This is a genomic window from Paraburkholderia sp. MPAMCS5 (assembly GCF_036016995.1).
Lineage (GTDB): Bacteria > Pseudomonadota > Gammaproteobacteria > Burkholderiales > Burkholderiaceae > Paraburkholderia.
In genome coordinates this window covers 368241-389590 of the sequence record NZ_JAYXBK010000002.1, presented here as the reverse complement: position 1 = coordinate 389590, position 21350 = coordinate 368241, and the positions used below count along the sequence as shown (strand labels likewise).

General features: G+C 64.3%; 19 protein-coding genes. 6 read left to right on the top strand and 13 right to left on the bottom strand.

Annotation, left to right across the window (positions count from 1 at the left end; genetic code table 11):
• Positions 1-412 precede the first annotated feature (412 nt).
• The 3 genes from VOM14_RS05810 to VOM14_RS05800 all read right to left on the bottom strand — a co-directional run bounded on the left by VOM14_RS05810 (position 413) and on the right by VOM14_RS05800 (position 3589).
• On the bottom strand, positions 413-724 hold the full coding sequence (locus tag VOM14_RS05810) for a helix-turn-helix domain-containing protein (protein ID WP_327627784.1): 312 nt from the start codon (positions 722-724) through the stop codon (positions 413-415).
• A 5-nt stretch (positions 725-729) separates the two neighbouring features.
• Positions 730-1134 (bottom strand): helix-turn-helix transcriptional regulator, encoded by a 405-nt coding sequence (locus tag VOM14_RS05805; RefSeq protein WP_327627783.1) that lies wholly within the window; start codon positions 1132-1134, stop codon positions 730-732.
• A 1069-nt stretch (positions 1135-2203) separates the two neighbouring features.
• Entirely contained in the window at positions 2204-3589 is a 1386-nt protein-coding gene (locus VOM14_RS05800) for an amino acid permease (protein WP_327627782.1), read from the bottom strand.
• A gap of 211 nt (positions 3590-3800) precedes the next feature.
• Here VOM14_RS05800 and VOM14_RS05795 point away from each other — a divergent pair, with 211 nt between their 5' ends.
• On the top strand, positions 3801-4760 hold the full coding sequence (locus tag VOM14_RS05795) for an alpha/beta fold hydrolase (protein ID WP_327627781.1): 960 nt from the start codon (positions 3801-3803) through the stop codon (positions 4758-4760).
• A gap of 57 nt (positions 4761-4817) precedes the next feature.
• Here VOM14_RS05795 and VOM14_RS05790 read toward each other — a convergent pair whose 3' ends face one another.
• The 9 genes from VOM14_RS05790 to VOM14_RS05750 all read right to left on the bottom strand — a co-directional run bounded on the left by VOM14_RS05790 (position 4818) and on the right by VOM14_RS05750 (position 15703).
• Positions 4818-5651, bottom strand: a complete 834-nt coding sequence (locus tag VOM14_RS05790; protein ID WP_327627780.1) for a M55 family metallopeptidase — start codon at positions 5649-5651, stop codon at positions 4818-4820.
• Positions 5651-6751 carry a DmpA family aminopeptidase gene (locus VOM14_RS05785; protein WP_327627779.1) on the bottom strand — a complete coding sequence of 367 codons (1101 nt, stop codon included), beginning with the start codon at positions 6749-6751 and terminating at the stop codon, positions 5651-5653. The genes VOM14_RS05790 and VOM14_RS05785 overlap by 1 nt, the downstream gene beginning before the upstream one ends.
• Positions 6748-7653, bottom strand: coding sequence for a glutathione ABC transporter permease GsiD (gsiD, locus tag VOM14_RS05780; protein WP_327627778.1), 906 nt, complete (start codon positions 7651-7653; stop codon positions 6748-6750). The genes VOM14_RS05785 and gsiD overlap by 4 nt, the downstream gene beginning before the upstream one ends.
• Positions 7654-7660: 7 nt before the next feature.
• Entirely contained in the window at positions 7661-8581 is a 921-nt protein-coding gene (gsiC, locus tag VOM14_RS05775) for a glutathione ABC transporter permease GsiC (RefSeq protein ID WP_327627777.1), read from the bottom strand.
• A gap of 85 nt (positions 8582-8666) precedes the next feature.
• Positions 8667-10229 (bottom strand): glutathione ABC transporter substrate-binding protein GsiB, encoded by a 1563-nt coding sequence (gene gsiB / locus VOM14_RS05770; RefSeq protein WP_327627776.1) that lies wholly within the window; start codon positions 10227-10229, stop codon positions 8667-8669.
• A gap of 36 nt (positions 10230-10265) precedes the next feature.
• On the bottom strand, positions 10266-12188 hold the full coding sequence (locus VOM14_RS05765; RefSeq protein ID WP_327627775.1) for a dipeptide ABC transporter ATP-binding protein: 1923 nt from the start codon (positions 12186-12188) through the stop codon (positions 10266-10268).
• Between the two features lie 57 nt (positions 12189-12245).
• On the bottom strand, positions 12246-13289 hold the full coding sequence (locus VOM14_RS05760) for an isoaspartyl peptidase/L-asparaginase family protein (protein WP_327627774.1): 1044 nt from the start codon (positions 13287-13289) through the stop codon (positions 12246-12248).
• The gene (locus tag VOM14_RS05755; protein ID WP_327627773.1) at positions 13286-14296 is read right to left on the bottom strand and encodes a MurR/RpiR family transcriptional regulator; all 1011 of its coding nucleotides are present in this window, start codon (positions 14294-14296) and stop codon (positions 13286-13288) included. Before VOM14_RS05755 ends, VOM14_RS05760 begins: the two co-directional genes overlap by 4 nt.
• Before the next feature lie 156 nt (positions 14297-14452).
• Positions 14453-15703 carry an MFS transporter gene (locus VOM14_RS05750; RefSeq protein WP_327627772.1) on the bottom strand — a complete coding sequence of 417 codons (1251 nt, stop codon included), beginning with the start codon at positions 15701-15703 and terminating at the stop codon, positions 14453-14455.
• A 93-nt stretch (positions 15704-15796) separates the two neighbouring features.
• On the opposite strand from VOM14_RS05750, the gene VOM14_RS05745 reads away from it, so the two are divergent.
• Complete coding sequence (locus tag VOM14_RS05745; RefSeq protein WP_327627771.1) at positions 15797-16507, top strand: pseudouridine synthase; 711 nt, start codon at positions 15797-15799, stop codon at positions 16505-16507.
• Positions 16508-16673: 166 nt separating this feature from the next.
• The gene (locus VOM14_RS05740) at positions 16674-16862 is read left to right on the top strand and encodes a hypothetical protein (protein WP_327627770.1); all 189 of its coding nucleotides are present in this window, start codon (positions 16674-16676) and stop codon (positions 16860-16862) included.
• Between the two features lie 187 nt (positions 16863-17049).
• On the opposite strand, the gene VOM14_RS05735 is transcribed toward VOM14_RS05740, so the two are convergent.
• Positions 17050-18114 carry an NAD-dependent epimerase/dehydratase family protein gene (locus VOM14_RS05735; RefSeq protein WP_327627769.1) on the bottom strand — a complete coding sequence of 355 codons (1065 nt, stop codon included), beginning with the start codon at positions 18112-18114 and terminating at the stop codon, positions 17050-17052.
• A 94-nt stretch (positions 18115-18208) separates the two neighbouring features.
• Here VOM14_RS05735 and VOM14_RS05730 point away from each other — a divergent pair, with 94 nt between their 5' ends.
• From VOM14_RS05730 to VOM14_RS05720, 3 genes are all read left to right on the top strand, one after another.
• On the top strand, positions 18209-19240 hold the full coding sequence (locus VOM14_RS05730) for a CDP-6-deoxy-delta-3,4-glucoseen reductase (protein ID WP_327627768.1): 1032 nt from the start codon (positions 18209-18211) through the stop codon (positions 19238-19240).
• Positions 19241-19577: 337 nt separating this feature from the next.
• Positions 19578-20762, top strand: a complete 1185-nt coding sequence (locus VOM14_RS05725; protein ID WP_327627767.1) for an acetylornithine transaminase — start codon at positions 19578-19580, stop codon at positions 20760-20762.
• A 40-nt stretch (positions 20763-20802) separates the two neighbouring features.
• Positions 20803-21270 carry a GNAT family acetyltransferase gene (locus tag VOM14_RS05720; RefSeq protein WP_327627766.1) on the top strand — a complete coding sequence of 156 codons (468 nt, stop codon included), beginning with the start codon at positions 20803-20805 and terminating at the stop codon, positions 21268-21270.
• Positions 21271-21350: the final 80 nt, after the last annotated feature.

The following is a 21350-nucleotide window of genomic DNA, read 5'->3' as shown; positions in this document are numbered from 1 at the left end:
GCGCCGCCAAGAACGTCGATAGCGCCGTTGGGTGTAGGCTGTACAGCCGCGTCCCGCAGGGCGCGATTGATCTGGGTGAGGTCTTGCGGTTGCTCAGGACGAGCGGAAATTGGGCGCATTAAGCAGCCTCCGTGTGTGTTCATGGAGGCCCGCCGCTCATTTCCACATGAGGGGTGGCGGACCAGACGGCAAGGAGGTGGAAAAGAGGCACACACGGCGACCTCCCCAGCCGAAGCTGGCTCCTTACCCGGCCCGCCATTGATCGTGGGCGTGCTGGTGCGAACGGACGAAAAAAATGCCGCAATGGCGGCTGTCCGCCGTGTGTATCTCAGGTTTCCACGCCCGGTGCCCGTTGTCTCGGGCACGGCTGAAGTATAGCGCGCCGCCAAGGGCTTACAAGTACCGGCAACGTTCAGCATGTTCCGACCTCCGTCGCCTGGCTCAGGAAGTACACGCCGACCTTGTGCTGCACGCCTGATTCCGTTTCCTCGGCGCGCATCACGGTCGTGATTGCGTAGCCCGCCTTGCGCAGTTCGTGGATGCGCGGACGCGGATCGAACACGTCGAGATAGCGCATTGCCTCGAAGGTCGTCACGCTGCCAAGTTCCTGCTGCGCCATAAGCATCCGGACGCGCTGCATTGCGCTATCATTACCAGGCATCCGAGCAAGGATGTTTTTCAGGGCTGCTTCGCGTTGCGGGGCGGCCTTTTTATTTTCGTCCATCGCGCTTAGCCCTCCACCGTCTCAGCCGGCGTCCAGCCCGCCGGATCACTCATCCACGCATGGATTTCGCGATTTTTCCAGCAGCTTGATGCACCGATTTTGGTTCTCCGTGGGAATTTTCCCGCCAATTCCATTTGGCGGACCCACTCGCCCGAAAAGCCGATGTAGAGCCTGATCTGCTCCCAACGCGAAATTCCGTCCAGCGGCAGCGTGGCGGGCGTGGCCTGTGCTTCCAGTGCTTTTGGGCGCTTCGAGTGCTTCCCTCGCAACTTCCCTAGGCGCTGTTCCTGTTCGCTCGTTTCAGGCGTGCCCGTACCGGCGCGGCGCAGTGGGGCATCAATGTGGTGGGCGAGGGCCGAAGCGGCTTTGGGAGTGTGAGCCGCCTTCGCGGCGATATTCTTTGCAGGCATGTGTTTATCCCGGCCCGCGCAGCAATGCACGGGCGTTTAAAAACATCGGAAACCAACCGGCACCGTGCGCGCACGCGTGCGTACACGCAGCGACGGTTGATCGCTAACTGGATTTAACGGGGAGCCTGTGAAGAACTTCTACTGGCGCACGGTAGGGTTGACCTAGCCGCGATTCATTGCCAGTGGCCGAAAACGAAGATAAAACCTAGCGAAGGAGATAGTGCGGACTCAATGTGAGCGCAGACACCGGGGCGTATCTTAGACTAGTTGGGGCGGTTTGTGTCAGTTGGCACGCCATGCCTGCATGTGGCGCAGGATGGTGGCGGTTGTGCGCAAGGTTCAGCGCGCCGCCACGCCTGAGGCAGGTGATCGGGCGCGGTCTGTCAAACCTGCGCCTTCAGGTCGAGCGGCACCACGTGGGTACCAGCCCTCTGGTCGATGAAGCCTGCCCACCACTGCATCAGGCGGTGCCGCTCCGGGATCTATTTGGCGTAGTTATATGCGCCTTCCGTCTGGCTTTCTCCTTGTGCAATAGCTGCGCCTGCTTCAGCCTGAAGCGCCGCTTTCGCCGTCTTCTCTGAACGACCAGGTGCTTTTTGGTCGGTATTGGAATCGGCGGCGTATTGGTCTAGCCGAACAGCTTGCGAAGGTGCCCGATAGGCGTGGGCATTATCGCCTTCGGCAATATCCGGCTCTGCGTGCGGGCATATCTGGCCAAAGTCCGCCAAGCACCCCATATTCGGGGGTTGCTTTGGGGGTTGTTTCCGCCAGCAGCGGATGCCAAATCAATTCACATAATGGTTTCCGGAGTTTGTTTCATTCCGGCCCTGGCACCAAATACTTGTCGAGTCGATCACCGAGTCGGCCAAATGCTTGATCAAGGCTGCTTGATCAAGACTGCTTTATCAAGACTGCTTTATCCAGAATTTATCCCGCATTACCTGAGACGTACCGCCAAACCCGCGAGAGCATCAAGCTACGCGGGTTTTTTGTTTGAGTCGGCCGATCACGTTGAACAACCGCCGTCAGCGCGAGCGCAAACCCTCCGCGCTCGCGCCGCTCCGCACGCTTACCGCCCCGCCACCCGCGCCCCACTCTGCGTCGCCGCGCGACGGCGCTTGAACGCGTAGCCCGCCCACATCACCACGAGCCACACCGGCACGAGCCACACGGACACCGACAGACCCGGCGTCATCGCGAGGATCACGAGAATCAGCGCCATGAACGCGAGGCAGATCCAGTTGCTGACGGGAAACCAGAACGACCTGAAGACGAGCGTCTCGCCCGCCGCGACCATCGCCTTGCGCGACTTCAGATGCGTGAGGCTGATCAGCGCCCAGTTCAGCACGAGCGCCGCGACGACGAGCGCCATCAGCAAGCCCAGTGCTTCGGCGGGAATCAGATAGTTGATGATCACGCACGTGAACGTGGCGAGGGCCGACAGGCCGATCGCCATGTACGGCACGCCGCGCCGGTCGACCTTCATCAGCGCGCGCGGCGCATTGCCCTGCTCCGCGAGACCGTACAGCATGCGGCTATTCGCGTACACACCGCTGTTGTAGACCGACAGCGCCGCGGTCAACACGACCACGTTGAGCACGTTCGCGGTCAGCGTCGAACCGATCTGCGAGAAGATCATCACGAACGGGCTGCCGCCCGCCGCGACCTCGTTCCACGGATACAGCGAAAGCAGCACCGCGAGCGAGCAGATGTAGAAAATCAGAATCCGGTAGATAACCTGATTCACGGCCTTCGGAATGCTTTTTTGCGGCTCGTCCGCTTCGGCCGCCGTGATGCCGATCAATTCCAGCCCGCCGAACGAAAACATGATGGCCGCGAGCATCGTGAAGAGGCCATGAAAGCCGTGCGGGAAAAATCCGCCGTGGCTCCAGAGATTGCTGATCGATGCCTGCGGGCCGCCGTGGCCGCTAAAAAGCAGATAGCCGCCGAACAGAATCATGCCGATCACCGCCACGACCTTGATGATCGCAAACCAGAATTCGGTTTCGCCATAGGCCTTGACGTTGGCGAGGTTGATCGCGTTGATGCCGACGAAGCACACCAGCGCCGATACCCACGTCGGCACGTGCGGCCACCAGTAATGGACGTACGTGCCGACCGCCGTCAATTCGGCCATGCTGACGAGCACGTACAGCACCCAGTAATTCCAGCCCGACAGAAAGCCGGGGAAATCGCCCCAGTATTTGTACGCGAAGTGGCTAAACGAGCCGGCCACCGGCTCCTGCGCGACCATTTCGCCCAACTGCCGCATGATCATGAACGCGATGATGCCGCCGATCGCGTAGCCGAGAATCATCGACGGGCCGGCGGCTTGCAACACGCTCGCGGAGCCGAGAAAAAGGCCGGTGCCGATGGCGCCGCCCAGCGCAATAAGCTGGATATGGCGATTCTTGAGCCCGCGCTTCAGGCCGTCCTGCTGTAGTGCATTGTCCAAATTGCGCCCCAGTGTATGGATGTCGATCGCCCGAGCGGACTTGTGATCCGCCCCGGCAGAACCGCAAATTTTACCGCGGCCGATATTGTCCAAATACTGGTGTCAACCCGCGCTTGGTTGTGCGCCGCACTTTCGCGCGAGGATAGTGATTGTCACTGCTCTTTTGCTTCTGTATGTTGCCCTATTCGGTTTTGTGCTCCGGAGATTCGACATGTCGCCCAAACGTTTGCTGTGCGCCGCTGCCTTGTGTCTGTGCTTCGGAGGGACCGGCGCGTTCGCGCAAAATGCCACGCCGAACGCCACGCCGAAAGCGGCGAGCGCCGCTGCATCTCCCGCGCCGGATAAGGCGAGCGCCGCTGATTCAGGCACAGCCGCCAGCACAGCCCCCAACCCAGCCGCAGCCGCTCCCGCGAGCCCTGCCGCGGCGTCCCCCGCGCCGGCCGTCAAGTCTGCCGCCGCCGCGCCGATGGCCGGCCCCGTGCGCAACATCGTGCTGGTTCACGGCGCGTTCGTCGACGGGTCGAGCTGGAACGGCGTGGTCGCCAAACTGCAGCAGAAGGGTTATCGCGTGAGTTCGGTGCAAAATCCCCTGACTTCGCTCGCCGACGATGTCGCCGCCACGCGCCGCGTGCTGGCCCGCCAGGAAGGGCCGACGATTCTGGTTGGCCACTCGTGGGGCGGCGTCGTCATCACCGAAGCGGGCGCGAACGCGCCAAACGTCGCCGGCCTCGTGTATGTCGCGGCCATCGCGCCCGATCTGCACGAGTCGACGGCAGATCTGCTGAAGCGCGGCGCGCCGATGCCGTCCGGCCAGGACATCGCGAAAGACGCAAGCGATTTTCTCTGGCTCGACCGCGCGAAGTATCGCGCCGATCTCGCCGCCGACGTGCCCGAGAATCTGACGCGCGTGCTGGCCGCCGCGCAAGCGCCGATTTCCGCGAAGGCGTTCGGCGAAGCGGTCAGCCAGGTCGCGTGGAAGGAAAAGCCGTCGTGGTACGTGGTGACCACGAAAGACCGCGCGGTGTCGCCGGACGTCCAGCGATTCATGGCCGAGCGGATGGGCGCGAAAGTGGTGCCGGTCGCGTCGAGCCATCTTGCGCCGGTGTCGCATGCCGACGCGATTGCCAGCGTGATCGACCGCGCGGCGCGCGAGTGGAGCCGGCAGCAGTAGCCGCGCTATCAACGCTATCAGGCGATACAGCGATGCGCGTGAAGCCCGGCTGCCGGGCTAACGCAGCATGAACGACATCGCCGACAAACAATTGAGCATGCGCACCGCATGTTCCGCCGACGCCGCGTCAAAGCGCAGCGTGACCGCATCGACGCGCGTGACGGTGGGCCATTGGCAGAACAGATCAGCGAGCGCGCTGGTCTGCACGCGCAACTCGCATTCAACCGGTTTCGCGGCCACGCGCGTCGCATGCGGCGCATGACCGCTTGCGCGACGCTGCCGCACGACCTCGCGCGCGGCAGCTTCAATGGCTTCGCGGGCGCTCGCCGGCGATTGCGTGACGCCGCTCGCATGCCCGGTCGCGTTCTTGGTGACGACGAAACGCGCGCCCGGAAAACGCGGCGCGGTTTCTTCAGCGAAAACATCGTCGCCGGATAAAAGCGCGACCTGGGCGCCATATTCTTCCGCCAGCGCACCATACAGACCCGCTTCGCCGACCTCCACACCGTTCAGCGACACGCGCGCAAACGCGAAGCTGTTGATGGTGTGCGCGAGAATGCCGCGCGTTTGCGACATCGCGTGATAACCGATCATGAAGACGAGCGCCGCGCCGTATTCGAGCCCGGCCATCATGCCGAGCGTGCGCGGCTTGCCGAGCACGAGCTGGGCGCGCGCATCGAGCAGATCGGGCAGCAGATTGCGAAAGCCGCCGTGCGAATCGTTGACCCACACGTGCGTCGCGCCGCCCGCGAACGCGCCTTGAATCGCGGCGTTGGCTTCGAGCGTCATCCAGCGGCGCGCGGCGTCGTATTCGCCGTTGCCCGCGCGCGTCTGCTCGGGATGAAACACGCCGGCAATGCCTTCGATGTCGGCGGAAATGAGGACTTTCATCAGGTTGTGTGCTTGAGTAATCGCGCGAGGTCGGGGACGCTCTCGCGCAGTGATAGACGCCGATGGCTGTCGCGGCCGCTCACGGAATCGGCGCTCCATAACGCATCGACAATGGCCTGCTCGACGCTGTCCGCGCAGCCGCGAAAGAGCGGGTCCATCCGTTGATCGGCCAGCAACGGCGGGAGCGTGAAAAAATCCGCGCTGTGCGGCACCGTGTAGGCCGTTGAAAACGCGAGCGCGATGTCACCGCTGCCGTGGCCATACACCGAGCCGGTTCGCGCGAGACCCGCGGCGGCGCGCAACGAAAGACGCTTGAGCTGACGCGTGTCGAGCGGCGCGTCTGTCGCCACGATCATGATGATCGAGCCCTGCTCGGGCTTCGCGGCGTTCGTTGTCTGCGCGGCGGCATCTGCTTCGCGCTGCGTGAGGATGCGGCCAAGCGGCATGCCGTCGATCACCAGCATCGGCAAGCGCCCGAAGTTCGCCAGCACGAGCGCGCCGACGGTATAACGGCACCGCGCTATCTCGACCACGCGCGAAGCGTTGCCGATGCCGCCCTTCAGATCGAAGCACGACATGCCGCGCCCCGCCCCGACCGAACCGCTCGCCACGTTCGCGCTCGCCGCCGCGTAGGCCTGGTCGAAATGCTGTTCGCCGACGGCAAGCGCCCGAATATCGTTCAGGTACCCGTCATTGCATTCGAACACGAGCGGATTGACCGTCGGCCACTCTCGCCCGATGTGCGGATGCGCGGCGCACGCCGCGCGAATCTGCGCCTGCGCAACAGCCGCGACGCCGAATGTATTGGTCAACGCAATCGGCGTTTCGAGCGTGCCGAGTTCGTCGAGTTGCACGAGTCCAATGCTCTTGCCGAAACCGTTGATCACCGACGCCGCCGCCGGCACTTTATCGACAAACGGATCGCCGGCATGCGGACGAATCACCGTCACGCCGGTTTGCAGCGCGCCTTGATCGAGCGTGCAATGACCGACCGTCACGCCGTCTACGTCGGCAATCGTGCCGAGCGGGCCGCGCGGCAATTCGCCGATATGCGGCGCGGCCTGTGTGCCTTGTACACCTCGCGAGCGCGCGGCATTCATGCGCGGTCGAGCTTCGGATCGAGCGCGTCGCGCAAACCGTCGCCGAGCAGATTGAACGCCAGCACGGTCAGGAAAATCGCGAGACTCGGAAACAGCGCGATATGCGGCGCCGTGACCATATCCGCGCGCGCTTCGTTGAGCATCGCGCCCCACTCGGGCGTGGGCGGCTGCGCGCCGAGCCCGAGAAACGACAGGCTCGCGGCCGTGATGATCGACGTGCCGATACGCATCGTGAAATACACGACCACCGACGAAATCGTCCCCGGCAAGATATGACGCACGATGATGGTCCAGTCCGACGCGCCGATACTGCGCGCCGCCTCGATATAGGTGAGCTGCTTGAGCATCAGCGTATTGCCGCGCACAAGCCGCGCGAAGGCCGGGATACTGAAAATCGCCACCGCGCAGATCACATTGATCATGCCGTTGCCGAGAATCGCCACCACGCCGATGGCCAGCAAAATGCCGGGAAAAGCGAACAGCACGTCGGCCACGCGCATCGTGATGCGGTCCCACCAGCCTTCGTAATAGCCGGCGAGCAGCCCGAAGAACGTGCCGATCACCGCGCCGATCGCAACGGACAGAAAGCCGGCTTCGAGCGAGATGCGCGAGCCCGCCAGAATGCGGCTGAAAATATCGCGGCCCAGAGAATCGACGCCGAACCAGTGCGCCGCCGATGGCCCCGCGTTCAACGCGTCGTAGTCGAAGTAATTCTCGGGGTCGTACGGAACGAGATGCGGCGCGGCGATTGCGAGCGCCACCAGCAGCAGCACGAAAATGCCGGCGGCAAGCGCCACATGCTGCTTGCGGAACTTGCGCCAGAACTCGCTCCACGGGGTGCGGATCGCGCGTTCGGCGCGGGCGGGTTTGGCCGCATCCGGCTCGGTGGCTGTCGTGCTCATGCGGACCTCACTTGAAACGGATAGTCGGATTGATCACGGCGTACAGCACGTCCACGACCAGATTGATGATGATGAATTCGAGCGAGAACAGCAGCACCTCGGCCTGAATCACCGGATAGTCGCGCATGGAAACCGCATCCACCAGCAGACGTCCGAGGCCCGGCCAGTTGAACACGACTTCGACCACGATCGAGCCGCCGAGCAGGAAGCCGAACTGAAGTCCCATCATCGTGACGACGGGAATCATCGCGTTGCGCAGACAGTGTTTGACGATCACGAGCCGCTCGGGCACGCCTTTCGCGCGCGCGGTGCGCACGAAGTCTTCATTCATCACTTCGACGAACGACGCGCGCGTGAAGCGCGCCATCACTGCGGCGACGGCCGCGCCGAGCGTGAGCGACGGCAGGATGTAACTCTGCCACGAGCCGTCGCCGACAATCGGCAACCAGCCGAGCTTCACGGAGAAAATCTCCATCAGCAGCATGCCGAGCGCGAAGGCGGGAAACGAAATGCCCGACACCGCGAGCGTCATGCCGAGCCGGTCAGGCCAGCGATTGCGCCAGACCGCCGAGACGATGCCGATGCCCATGCCGAGCACGACCGCCCACGCCATGCTCGCGAGCGTGAGCAGCAGCGTCGGCATGAAACGCTCGCCGATTTCCTCGCTGACGGGCCGCTTGCTGCGCGTCGACGTGCCGAAGTCGCCGTGCGCGATCTTCACGAAGAAGCGCGCGAATTGCTGCGGCATCGGCTTGTCGAGTCCGAGGTCGGCGCGCACCAGCGCGACCGTCGCTTCGTCGGCATCGGGACCGGCGGCGAGCCGCGCCGGATCGCCCGGCAGCAGATGCACGAACAGAAACACCAGCACCGCGACGATGAAAAGCGTCGGCAGCAGGCCAAAAAGACGTTTGACGAGGAAGTTCAGCATTGAAGCTCATCCGGCAATGATGCAGACAACGAAGGATCGCTTGCGACACGAAAGCGGCGCGCCGCGCGAGCGCGCCGCAGGCTCATCACTTGATGGCGATGTCGTCGAAGTTGAACGAGCCGTCCGGCGCCACGTATGCGCCCGACAGACGCTTGCTGCGCGCATACACGACCTTTTCCTTCACGAGGAAAATCCACGGCGCGTCGGCCCAGATGCGCTTTTGCGCGTCGGTGTAGAGCGTGGCCTTCTGCTTGCGATCGGTGGTTTCGAGCGCCTGCTTCAGATCGCTGTCGACGGTATCGTTCTTGTAGTACGCGGTGTTGACCATCTTCGGCGGGAACGAGACGGACGCGAGCAGCGGCGTGATCGCCCAGTCGGCTTCACCCGTCGACGAAGACCAGCCCGCGTAGTACATGCGCACCGGCGCGGTCGCGGCGTCTTGCGCGCTTTCGACCTTGGCCACGCGCTGGCCCGCTTCGAGCGCTTCGACTTGCGCCTTGATGCCGACTTGCGCGAGCTGCTGCTGCACGAACTGGATCACCTTCTGCGCGGTCGAGTAGTTATACGCGGACCACAGCGTGGTTTCGAAACCGTTCGGATAGCCGGCCTCCTTCAGAAGCGCGCGGGCCTTCGCCGGATCGTACGGCCAGGGACCGAGCTTCACCGCATAATCGACGCCTTGCGGCACGACGCCGTCGGCCGGCGTTGCGTAACCCGCGAACACGACCTTGGTCAGCGCATCCTTGTTCACCGCGTAGTTCAGTGCCTCGCGCACCTTCGGATTGTCGAACGGCTTCTGGTTCACGTTCAGGCTGATATAGCGCTGAATGATCGACGGCGAAGCAATCAGATCGACCTTCGGGCTCGATTGCAATTGCGCGGCCTGCTCGAACGGCACCTGGAACGCGAAGTCCGCTTCGCCGGTGCGCATCAACGCGGCGCGCGTGTTGTTGTCGACCACCGGCTTCCAGTCGATTGCATCGATTCTGGGGTAGCCCTTCTTCCAGTAGCCGCCGAACTTCTTCACCGTCAGATCGCCTGCCGGGTCCCACTTCACGAGTTCGAACGGACCCGTGCCGACCGGATGAAACGCAATGTCCTTGCCGTATTTCTTCAGCGCGTCCGGCGAGATCATCACCGCCGACGGATGCGCGAGCACGTTGACGAATGCCGAGAACGGCGCCTTCAGCGTGATCTTCACCGTGTACGGATCGACCACTTCGGTCTTCTCGATGCGGTTGAACATGTTGTAGCGCTTGAGCTTGTTCGCCGGATCGGTCACACGGTCGAAATTCGCCTTGACCGCGGCCGCGTTGAAGTCGGTGCCGTCCTGGAACTTCACGCCATGACGCAGCTTGAACGTGTAGACGCGCGCGTCAGCGCTTGCTTCGTAACTGTCCGCCAGCACGTTGACGAGCTTCATGTCCTTGTCGAAGCCGAACAGCCCCTGATAGAACGACTTCGCGACGGCTTGCGAGAGCGTGTCGTTGGCGTCGTACGGATCGAGCGTCGTGAAGGTCGAGGCAACGGCCATCACCGCCGTGCTTTCGGCGTGCGCCACATTGCCCGCGAGCATGGCGAACACCATCGCGCCGCCGCTGACGAGCGCGCGCAAACGAAACGAAGAAGACGGGACCAGCAGGTTCATGAGTTGGCTCCAGGCTGCGAGTTGGAATGGTTCAGGTTAATACGCACCGCCGACGCGATGCTGTGCGACGAAGTGATCCGGTCCCACCGCGACGAGCGGCGCCACGGCGGGTTCATCGTTCAAGGCGCGGATCGGGCTCGGGATTTCATCGGCGGCGAGCATGCGTTTCGCGTGACGCCGCGCGGGATCGGCAACCGGCACCGCGCCCATCAGCTTTTTCGTATACGGATGCTGCGGCGCTTCGAACACCGCGCGGCGCGGACCGATTTCGACGATCTGCCCGAGATACATCACCGCGACGCGATGGCTGACGCGCTCGACCACCGCCATGTCGTGCGAGATGAACAGATACGCGACGCCGAGTTCGCGCTGCAAATCGAGCATCAGATTGACGATCTGCGCTTGCACGGAGACGTCGAGCGCGGAGACGGATTCGTCGGCGATCACTACTTTCGGATTCAGCGCGAGCGCGCGCGCAATTGCGATGCGCTGGCGCTGGCCGCCGGAAAATTCGTGCGGATAGCGGCGCGCGGCCTCGGGCGGCAAACCGACTTTGTCGAGCAGCCACGCCACGCGCGCCTGGGCCTCGGCACCTTGCGCGACGCCATGCACGAGCAACGGCTCCATGATCGAGAAGCCGACCGTCAAACGCGGATTGAGCGACGCGAACGGGTCCTGAAAAATAAACTGGATGTCGCGGCGCAGCGCCTGCAACGCGGGCCCCGTCAGCGAACTGATTTCCTTGCCGTCGAATTCGATCGAGCCGCTCTGGCTTTCCACGAGCCGCAGCAATGAGCGGCCTGTGGTCGATTTACCGCACCCGGATTCGCCGACGAGCGCGAGCGTCTCGCCCGGCCGCAAATCGAAGCTGACCTTTTCGACCGCATGCACGCGGCCCGTCAAGCGGCCAAAGAGACCGCTTTTGACCGGAAAGCGCGTGACCAGATCGCGCACGCGCAGAACAGGCGGCGTGCTGTCGGCGACCACCGGCTGCGCCTCCTTCGCCACGGCGGCGGCGGGCCGCACGGCTTCGTCCGCGCCGCCCGCGTCGGCCTGCTCGACCGTCAGAATCGGAAACTTCGCGGGTTGATCGGTGCCTTGCATCGCGCCCAGGCGCGGCACCGCCGCGAGCAGCGCCTTCGTATAAGGATGCGACGGCGCAGCGAAAAGCGCGTCGGACGCGCCCTCTTCCACCTTCTCGCCGCGATACATCACAAGCACGCGATCTGCCACTTCGGCGACCACGCCCATGTCGTGCGTGATGAAGATCACGCCCATGTTCATCTCGTCCTGCAAGCCGCGAATCAATTGCAGGATCTGCGCCTGAATGGTCACGTCGAGCGCGGTGGTCGGCTCGTCGGCGATCAGCAAGGCGGGCTTGCACGACAGCGCCATCGCGATCATCACGCGCTGACGCATGCCGCCCGACAGTTGATGCGGAAAGCGCGCCGCCACGCGCCGTGCCTCGGGAATCCGCACGAGTTCGAGCAGGCGCAGCGTTTCCGCGAAAGCCGCGGAACGGCTCTTGCCCTGATGCAGCGAAATCGCCTCGCTGATCTGATCGCCTACCGTGAAGACCGGATTGAGCGACGTCATCGGTTCCTGAAAGATCATCGCGATGTCGGCGCCGCGAATCGAACGCATCGTGCCGGACGACGCCCGCGCGAGATCGAGCACGCTGCCGTCGCGGCGCCGGAAAGCGATGCTGCCGCCGGCAAGGCGCCCACCACCATGCTCGATCAGCCGCATCAACGCGAGCGATGTCACCGATTTGCCCGAACCGGATTCGCCGACGATCGCGAGTGTTTCGCCGCGCTCGACAGTGAGCGACAGATTGCGCACCGCGTTGACCGTGGCCTCGCCGCTGCGAAACGCGACCGACAGGTTGTCCACCGCGAGCACGCGTTGCGGCGGCATGTTTTCGATGAGCGGACGGACAGTGTGCGATAAGCTCGGCACGGTGGTTCCTTTGAATTCTGGCGCTGACGGAGATTCGACAATAGTTAGGGTGACGAACTAACGATAGATCGCCGTCACCGGCGTTTCGCCGACTCGCGCGAACCCGCGGTACATGCCCTCGGTATTGAACGGCAGCGCGATGTTGCCGCGCGCATCGACGGCGATCAGACCGCCGCGTCCGTCGATTTTCGGCAGGCGGTTCATCACGACATCGTGCGCCGCTTCCTGCACCGAGACGTTGCGGTAAGCCATTTGCGCGGCGACGTCGTAAGCCGCGACCATGCGCATGAACATTTCTCCGGAACCCGTGGTCGAGACCGCGCACGTTGCATCGTCGGCATAGCAGCCCGCGCCGATCAACGGCGTGTCGCCGACGCGGCCCACCTGCTTGTTGGTCACGCCGCCCGTCGAAGTGGCCGCCGCCACGTGGCCGTGTTGATCGAGCGCTATCGCGCCCACGGTGCCGAACTTGCGGTTCGGATCGATCGGCTCGTGCGGCGTCGGCTCGTGCGGCGTCGGCTCGTTGCGGTTCGGGCCGGCGTTCGCGGTGTTCGAGTCGTTGTCCGTCGCGGACGACGAAGCGGCCAGCGTCGCGCCGTCGTGATCGAGCATCGCGCGTTGCTGGCCGCGCGCGAGCAACCATTGCCGATGACGCGCCTCGGTATGGAAATACGCCGGCTCGACGATTTCGAGCCCCTGCGCCGACGCGAACGCTTCCGCGCCCTCGCCGGTGAAGAGCACATGATCGCTGCGCTCCAGCACGCGGCGCGCGGCCAGAACCGGATTGCGCACGCGCTTCACGCAGCAGATCGCGCCGGCGTCGAGCGTGCTGCCGTCCATGATCGCCGCGTCGAGTTCATGCGTGCCGGCCGCCGTATACACCGCGCCGCGCCCCGCGTTAAAGAGCGGACAGTCTTCGAGCAGCCGCACGGCTTCGCTGACCGCGTCGAGCGCGCTGCCGCCGTCGGCGAGCACGCGCTGGCCGGCGCTGAGCACCGCATGCAAGGCCGCGTGATATTCGGCTTCGGCGCTCGCCGACATCGACGCGCGCAGGATCGTGCCCGCGCCGCCATGAATGGCAATGACTGCGTTTGTGTTCATCGTTTGTGTTTGGCTTTTGCTGGAGTAGTGCGAACGGTGCGCGACCCGGTGCGCTTGCTCGCGCGGGCCGTTTCGCGCGCGGCCTGTCCCGCCGGATTCGCGGATGCCGTTTGCGGATCGGTGAGCCAGGGCAACACGAATTCGGTGACTTCGGCGGCCGCCTTCACCGAGCGTTTCGCGCGATACGCCACGGCGTCGCACAGCGCTTCGATCACGGCGAGCACGGCGGCGTCGGCATTCGCCGCGAGACGCCGTTCCGAGCGCACATACAACGAGAGATCGGCGAATTGCGCGAGCGGTGAGCGCGGACCGTCGGTCAGCGCCAGCACGCGCGCGCCGCGAGTGGCCGCGCGGCGCGCGAGTTCGATGGTGTCGTCGACATAGCGCGGAAAGGCAATGCCGATCACGAGATCGCCCTTGTCGCAATTGAACAGACGGCGCGCCGCATGCGACGGTCCACCGATGAACGCGAGCGACTGCACGTTGTCGTGATACGCCATCAGGTTGTGTTCCATCAGCCCCGCGAGAAACGCGCTCGTGCCCGCGCCGAGCACGAAGACGCGGCGCGCGGCGAGGATCGCTTCGACGGCGGCTTCGGCGGCGGCGCGGTCGATGGCCGTGCGCGTGGAGTGCAGATTGCTGGCCGCCTGTTCGAGCGACGCATCGACGACGTCGTCGCCCGCGGCCAGCGACTCCTGCGCGCTGCGCAGCCGCTCGACCGGCGCGAGCGTCGCCTCGAAGCCGCGCACGAGCGCGTCACGAAACTGCGGATAGCCGTCGAAGCCGAGCGCGCGCGCAAAGCGATTGGCCGTTGCCACGGACGCGCCGACCACGCTGGCCAGTTCGTCGATCCGCATGGTGGCCGCGCGGAACAGATTGGCCAGCACGTATTCGCCCATGCGCCGATGAATCGGCGTGAGGATGGGCATGGCCGCCTCGATGCGCGCGGCGATGGCCTGCTCCGCAGCATTGGACACATGCGAAGCAACGGACGGTTGATGAGTCATGCAAGCGGCGCAGTGAGATCGATTTGTCCCGATCGCACTGCGCTCGGGCTGTCATGAAAATGCATGAAAGTATATTTACATGGAAACCTTCCAGAAAAAAATTCATTTTCATTTTCGAGGGTTTGTCCCGACCTCGTTTGCACAGGAAGCTGACCTTCAGCAAGCCGCCGCGCGCGGCTCGGGAATGGCGGCGAGCCGCGCCGCCGGCGACATCACGATGATCGACGCCTGCACGAGAAAGGCCGCGGCCGCCGCGACGAGACATGCGTCCACGTTCCAGCGCGCGCTGATCGCCGCGCCGAGCAGTGCGCCGAGCGGGCGGGCTCCGTAGGTGGCGGTGCTGTTGAGCGCGGAGACGCGGCCCATCATCCGTTGCGGCGTGATGGCCTGGCGCAGGGTGGTCGATCCGACCACCCACAGAATCGGTCCGACGCCGAGCAGGAAGAAGCTCAGCATCGCGAGCCAGAACGACGGCGCGACGAGCGTCGCCATCATCACGAGCGAGGCAAGCAGACCGCACGCGGGACCGATGATCAGCACGCGGCCGAATGCAAGGCGTCGCGCGATGGCAGGCGCGGCGAGTGCGCCGCATACCATGCCGACGCCATAGGCGCCGAGCGTGATGCCGACCGCCGACGCGGACAGTCCGAGCCGATGGACGGCATACGGCACATACACCGCTTGCAGCACGAAGAAGCCGAGGTTGAAAAACACCGCCGTCGCGAGCATGGGAAAAAGCAGCGCGTCGTGCAGCACGAAGCGCGTGCCGTCGCGCAACTCGTGCACGAAATGGCGCGCGGGCGTCGCGGCGCGCGCCGGTTCGCGCAAGCCCGCGAGCAAGGCGACGGCGAGCACGGATAACGCGGCCGCGCAACCATATGCCCAGCCCGCGCCGATCCAGCCGACCAGCAAGCCGCCCAGCGCCGGTCCAGCCGAATACGCGACGCTGCGCGCGAGTTCGAGACGGCCGTTGGCGCTCGCGTACGCGTCGCGCGAAACGATCGCGGGCACGAGCGACGGCGCCGCCACGTTGTAGGCGACCGTGCCGGTTGCGGCGATGAAGCCGAGCGCGGCGAGGAGCGGCAGGTTCAGCGCATGCGTCGTCAGGAGCAGCAACACGCACAGCAGCGCCGCCACGCGCGTGCTTTCGGCGAGCGCCATCAACGTGCGGCGCGAACGGCGGTCGGCCCAGACGCCAAGCGGTATCGACAGCAGAAGGAACGGCAGCGTCTGCGCGGTTTGCAAAAACCCGGTGCCGCGCGCATCGGCGCCGAGCGTGAACACCGCGACGAGCGGCGCGGCGGCCAGGCTGATCTGCTCGGCGGATTGCGCGACGAGATTCGACCACGCGAGCCGCTGAAAAGCAGCCGGCAAACGGACGCGGGATGAAGACGGCGTGGCGTGCATCGATGGCTCCTGCAACGGATTGGGAAGTGACCATCGTGAGCGCGAGCGCGCCGCGGCACGCTCCGCTTCTTGCGGTGTTATTCTTCGCTCGCCATGAATCTCGAAAGCATTCTCTTCACACAAGGCTTCGGCTCGCGCCGCCAATGCCGCGCGCTGATCGCCGATGCGCGCGTGAGCATCGGCGGCACGCTGTGCACCGACGCCGACGCCAATTTCCCGACCGACAGCGCCTCGCTCACCTTCAGCGTGGACGGCGTGCCTTGGCCGTATCGCGAGCGCGCTTATCTGCTGCTCAACAAGCCGGCGGGTTATGAGTGCTCACGCGATCCGCAGCATCATTTGAGCGTGTTCAGCCTGCTGCCGCCGCAGTTCGCGCAGCGCGGCGTGCAATGCGTGGGGCGGCTCGATCAGGACACGACCGGCCTTCTGCTTCTCTCCGACGACGGCAAATTCGTGCACCTGTTCACGTCGCCAAAACGCAAGGTGCCGAAGGTGTATGTGGCGACGACCCGTCATCCGGTCGACGACGCGCAGTTAAGCGCGCTGCGCGACGGCGTGCTGTTGCACGGGGAGTCGAAGCCGGTCGCGGCCGTGGAGGCGGACGCGCGCGGCGAGTGCTCGTTGGCGCTCACCGTGATGGAAGGCAAATACCACCAGGTCAAGCGGATGATCGCAGCGGCCGGCAACCGTTGTGAAGCGCTGCATCGCGAGCGGATCGGGGGGCTCGCGTTGCCCGCGACGCTCGCGCCGGGCGCGTGGCAATGGCTCGACGAAACCGACCTCGGATCTTTACGGAGCGGGTAAACCGCTAGAGGCCGCTTAAGCGTTTGACCCCATTAGAAAACCCATGTGCGCCGCCGCACATTCGGCCCGCGCGGCTCACGCCGGACGCTGCGCCGCAGCATGCCCTTCCTTGAGGCTCGCTCTATACTCGTTTAAACAAAGACTACAAAGCGTACAAGGAGGGGCCATGATCATCCTTAACGGAATCATGATCTCGTACACGATGGTGGCTTTCGTCTGCTTCGGGGTACTGTTGATCGGCGGATTGCTGATCACGATGCGGCTACGGCACAGCTACCATCCGAATCTGATCGGCGCGCTGATCGGCGCATTGCTGTGTTTCCTGCTGCTGGAGGCATTGCCGGCGCTGACGTGAGCGACGGCGCGCAAGGTGGCGCCGGCTCGCAGCTCTTCCGGGCAACGCCCGGCGCCGTGACTTTTTACCCTCCGCTTTGACTCTCTCTGCTTTGACTCTCTCTGCTTTGACTCTCTGCTTTGACTCTCTGCTTTGACTCTTTGCTTTACCCGCGCATGGCAGGCGTTTTCGCGTCAATGCGATGGCGTTATGTCCGCCTCGCGCTCACGGCTTCGCGCAAGAAATCCTCGACACGCGGATAGCGCAAGCGCACGCGCAACTCTTCTTTCAACCTGCGATTCACGAGCCGCCTCGACTCGCGCATAAACGACAGCAAGGTCGGTTCGATCTGCTTTTCCGCTTGAGCCCGCGTAATGCGCGGCGCGCGCGCGAGGTTGAACGCGTCGGCGACCCGATCGAAGTACTCGCCCATTTTCAGCGACGAGTCGTCGGACGCATGGATCACGCGCGCCGGCCGGCCATGTGTGGCGAGGCGCACCAGTATCGCGGCGAGGTCGTCGGCATGAATGTGATTGGTGTAGACGTCGTCGGCATCGACGAGCGCAGGCGTGCGTTTTTCGAGCCGCGCGAGCGGCAGCCGGTTCTCGGCATAAATGCCCGGAATCCGCGCGATGCAGGCCGCGACCGCGCCGCGAGCGGTCGCGCGCCGCAATTGCCGCTCGGCCGACACGCGGCGCTTCGCGCGCGCATTGGCCGGTTGCGTGGCGCGCGTCTCGTCGATCCACGCGCCGCCACAATCGCCGTACACGCCCGTGGTGCTCGCGTAGACGAAGCGCACGGGCGCGCGCGAAGCGGCGGCGCGGCGAAGACCGTCGGGTACAATATTGCGTGATTCAGCTTGTGCGCCTGCTTGTGCCAAGGCCCCGCGCGCGCGACGCAAACGCCCTACCGGCGCCATCGCGGCATGTGCGGCGCGCGCCGGTCGCAAACGCCGAAGCGCATTCGCGCCACGTGTGCCGAGGGTCGCGAGCAAGGCGCGGGTACGGCAGTCGTCGTCACCGGCTTTTTGCGGCGGCGCAAGATGCAGCACCGTCGGCGCAAGACCCGCGAGCCGTTTCAGGCTGCGGCGCTCGTCGAGGTCGCCGACTAGCGGCGAGACGCCCGCGGCGCGCAATTCGGCGCTGCGCTCAGCGTGACTCGTGAGCGCGAAGACGTGGGCGCGTGGCCGCAGCAGGGGCACGCAGCGCATGCCGACATCGCCGCAACCTACGATCAGCACGCGCGGTCGGCGGAAGTTTCGTGTCGCATTCATGGTGCACGCATTGTAGCCGTCAAGGGCGGCGGGCACCGGGCGGCTCGATCGCCTGTCCAATAACGATTACCGACTTTTCGATTTCGAACACTCTATGGCATTTAACGTCACGCTCCGGCAAAGCGGCCGGCAGTTTCAGGTAGAACAGGACGAACCGGTGCTCTCCGCCGCCTTGCGTCAAGGCATCGGCCTGCCGTACGGCTGCAAGAACGGCGCGTGCGGCTCGTGCAAAGGCACCGTGGCCAACGGCGAGATCGAGCAGCGCGCGCACTCGTCGTCGGCTTTGTCGAACGACGAAAAAACGCGCGGCATGGCGCTCTTCTGCTGCGCGACCGCGTGCTCCGATCTCGAGATCGATATCCGCGAAGTGGCGGGCGTCGGCGACGTGCAGGTCAAGAAGCTGCCCTGCCGCGTGAACGCCATTGAGCGCAAGGCCGACGACGTCGTCGTGCTCAAGCTGCAACTGCCCGCGAACGAACGTCTGCAATATCTGGCCGGCCAGTACCTCGAATTCATTCTGAAAGACGGCAAGCGCCGCAGCTATTCGATGGCGAGTGCGCCGCACGCCGAAGGCCCGATCGAACTGCATCTGCGCCACATGCCCGGCGGCGCGTTCACGGACCACGTGTTCAACACGATGAAAGAGCGCGACATCCTGCGCTTCGAAGCGCCGCTCGGCACGTTCTTCCTGCGCGAAGAGTCGGACAAGCCCATCGTGCTGCTCGCCTCGGGCACGGGCTTTGCGCCGCTGAAGGCCATCGTCGAACACGCGGTGCACAAGAACCTGAATCGCCCGATGACGCTGTACTGGGGCGCGCGTCGCAAGAAAGACCTGTATCTGCTCGAACTCGCCGAACAGTGGGCGCGCGAGATTCCGAACTTCAAGTTCGTGCCGGTACTGTCGGAGCCGGACGTGAGCGACGCGTGGACGGGCCGCGTCGGCTTCGTGCATCGCGCGGTAATTGAAGACCTGCCCGATCTGTCGGCCTATCAGGTGTATGCCTGCGGCGCGCCGGTGATGGTCGAGTCGGCCCAGCGCGACTTCACGCAGCATCACGGCCTGCCCGAAGACGAGTTCTATGCGGACTCGTTCACGAGCGAGGCCGATCTCGCGAACGCGGTCTGATATCGGCGTGAAGACAGGCGCGCATCTGGCCGGCCTCGCGCGCCTTGCCGTGAATCATCCAAATTCATGTGAATTCATGGTTTACACCAGCGCTTTCCTTGTCGTATTCTTTCGCGCATGAACCGCATCCAGTCCGAACTTCGACGTCGCCGCTCGCCGCTTCCCTAGGGACGCCGCCGGCTTCGTCACGGATTCGCGCTACAACAATGCGCTAGCTGTTCGAATCATGAAAGCCACGGCATGCCGTGGCTTTTTTGTTTTTCCGGCCCGTTCGCTGCATGGCTGACGGGCGCCAATGCCTCATCCACCCCTTACCCGCTGCCTGGAGCCTGCCGCTATGAATTTCAATGAGTATCCGATCGAGTCGCTGATGTACATCACGAACCGGCCCGAAATCGTTTTCACGCACGGCAAAGGCTCGTGGATCTACGACAACAACGGCCGGCGATATCTGGACTTCATTCAGGGCTGGGCAGTCAACTGCCTCGGTCATTGCAACGAAGGCATGATCGAAGCGCTGAACACGCAGTCGAAGCTGCTCTTCAATCCGTCGCCGGCGTTTTATAACGAGCCGATGGCGAAGCTCGCGGGCCTGCTCACGCAACATAGCTGCTTCGACAAAGTGTTCTTCGCGAACAGCGGCGCCGAAGCGAACGAAGGCGCGATCAAGCTCGCGCGCAAGTGGGGCAAGAAGTTCAAGGACGGCGCGTTCGAAATCATCACGTTCGATCACAGCTTCCACGGACGCACGCTCGCCACCATGTCGGCAAGCGGCAAGCCGGGCTGGGACACGATCTACGCGCCGCAAGTGCCGGGCTTCCCGAAGGCGGACCTGAACGACATCGCGTCGGTGGAAAAGCTCATCAACGCGAAAACGGTCGCGGTGATGCTCGAACCGATCCAGGGCGAAGGCGGCGTGATTCCCGCCACGCGCGAATTCATGCAGCAACTGCGCGAGCTGACGAAGAAGCACAACGTGCTGCTGATCGTCGACGAAGTGCAAAGCGGCTGCGGCCGTGCCGGCACCTTGTTCGCGTATGAACTGTCGGGCATCGAGCCGGACATCATGACGCTCGGCAAGGGCATCGGCGGCGGCGTGCCGCTCGCGGCGCTGCTCTCGAAGGCGCAAATCGCCGTGTTCGAAGCAGGCGATCAAGGCGGCACGTACAACGGCAACCCGCTGATGACGGCGGTCGGCTACTCGGTGATCTCGCAACTGACGGCGCCGGGTTTCCTCGAAGGCGTGCGCGCGCGCGGCGACTATCTGCGCGCGAAGCTGCTGGAATTGTCGGAAGAGCGCGGCTTCGAGGGCGAGCGCGGCGAAGGTCTGCTGCGCGCGCTGCTGCTCGGCAAGGACATCGGCAACCAGATCGTCGAAAAGGCGCGCGACATGCAGCCCGACGGCCTGTTGCTGAACGCGGCGCGCCCGAACCTGCTGCGCTTCATGCCGGCGCTGAATGTGACGAACGAAGAGATCGACCAGATGATGGCGATGCTGCGTTCGATTCTCGACACGCTGTAACACGCAATAAAACGCAATAAAACGCAGCCAGGAGGCACACATGACGACGACCGCGACGCTCCTGATCCGCCGCTTCGACGCGAGCGACACCGACGCCGTGGTCGCCCTCTGGCAAGCGGCCTTTCCCGAGTATCGCGACCGGACGAAGCCGCAGCGCAATCCGCATCTGTCGATTGCGAACAAGCTCGCCACGCAGCCTGAGCTGTTCTTCGTCGCGGTGCTGGGCGAGCGGATCGTCGGCACGGTGATGGGCGGATACGACGGCCATCGCGGCTGGCTCTACTCGCTCGCGGTGGACGAATCCGTGCGGCGGCATGGCATCGGCTCGCGTCTTGTCACCCATGTCGAAGCGGCGTTGACCGCGCTCGGCTGCCCGAAGCTGAATCTGCAGGTGTTGTCCGCGAAGCGCGACGTCCGCGCGTTTTACGAGGCGCTCGGTTATCGCGCGGATGCGGTGGTCAGTTTCGGCAAGCGTCTCGGCGCGCTGGCCGATCCGTCGGCGGCTTGACGGCTTGATTGCTTGAACTGTCGCGCGCCCTGCCTGAAAGAGAAAGGCCGCATGCGTTCGATTCACGCATGCGGCCTTTT

What these genes read in the sequence shown, in the direction of transcription:
- VOM14_RS05735 (WP_327627769.1), bottom strand. Translation starts at nt 18,114, where the DNA reads ATGAATGCGACACGAAACTTCCGCCGACCGCGCGTGCTGATCGTAGGT.
- VOM14_RS05755 (WP_327627773.1), bottom strand. Translation starts at nt 14,296, where the DNA reads ATGACTCATCAACCGTCCGTTGCTTCGCATGTGTCCAATGCTGCGGAG.
- VOM14_RS05760 (WP_327627774.1), bottom strand. Translation starts at nt 13,289, where the DNA reads ATGAACACAAACGCAGTCATTGCCATTCATGGCGGCGCGGGCACGATC.
- VOM14_RS05725 (WP_327627767.1), top strand. Translation starts at nt 19,578, where the DNA reads ATGAATTTCAATGAGTATCCGATCGAGTCGCTGATGTACATCACGAAC.
- VOM14_RS05745 (WP_327627771.1), top strand. Translation starts at nt 15,797, where the DNA reads ATGAATCTCGAAAGCATTCTCTTCACACAAGGCTTCGGCTCGCGCCGC.
- VOM14_RS05720 (WP_327627766.1), top strand. Translation starts at nt 20,803, where the DNA reads ATGACGACGACCGCGACGCTCCTGATCCGCCGCTTCGACGCGAGCGAC.
- gsiC (WP_327627777.1), bottom strand. Translation starts at nt 8,581, where the DNA reads ATGCTGAACTTCCTCGTCAAACGTCTTTTTGGCCTGCTGCCGACGCTT.
- gsiB (WP_327627776.1), bottom strand. Translation starts at nt 10,229, where the DNA reads ATGAACCTGCTGGTCCCGTCTTCTTCGTTTCGTTTGCGCGCGCTCGTC.
- VOM14_RS05785 (WP_327627779.1), bottom strand. Translation starts at nt 6,751, where the DNA reads ATGAATGCCGCGCGCTCGCGAGGTGTACAAGGCACACAGGCCGCGCCG.
- VOM14_RS05795 (WP_327627781.1), top strand. Translation starts at nt 3,801, where the DNA reads ATGTCGCCCAAACGTTTGCTGTGCGCCGCTGCCTTGTGTCTGTGCTTC.
- VOM14_RS05750 (WP_327627772.1), bottom strand. Translation starts at nt 15,703, where the DNA reads ATGCACGCCACGCCGTCTTCATCCCGCGTCCGTTTGCCGGCTGCTTTT.
- VOM14_RS05805 (WP_327627783.1), bottom strand. Translation starts at nt 1,134, where the DNA reads ATGCCTGCAAAGAATATCGCCGCGAAGGCGGCTCACACTCCCAAAGCC.
- gsiD (WP_327627778.1), bottom strand. Translation starts at nt 7,653, where the DNA reads ATGAGCACGACAGCCACCGAGCCGGATGCGGCCAAACCCGCCCGCGCC.
- VOM14_RS05810 (WP_327627784.1), bottom strand. Translation starts at nt 724, where the DNA reads ATGGACGAAAATAAAAAGGCCGCCCCGCAACGCGAAGCAGCCCTGAAA.
- VOM14_RS05790 (WP_327627780.1), bottom strand. Translation starts at nt 5,651, where the DNA reads ATGAAAGTCCTCATTTCCGCCGACATCGAAGGCATTGCCGGCGTGTTT.
- VOM14_RS05730 (WP_327627768.1), top strand. Translation starts at nt 18,209, where the DNA reads ATGGCATTTAACGTCACGCTCCGGCAAAGCGGCCGGCAGTTTCAGGTA.
- VOM14_RS05740 (WP_327627770.1), top strand. Translation starts at nt 16,674, where the DNA reads ATGATCATCCTTAACGGAATCATGATCTCGTACACGATGGTGGCTTTC.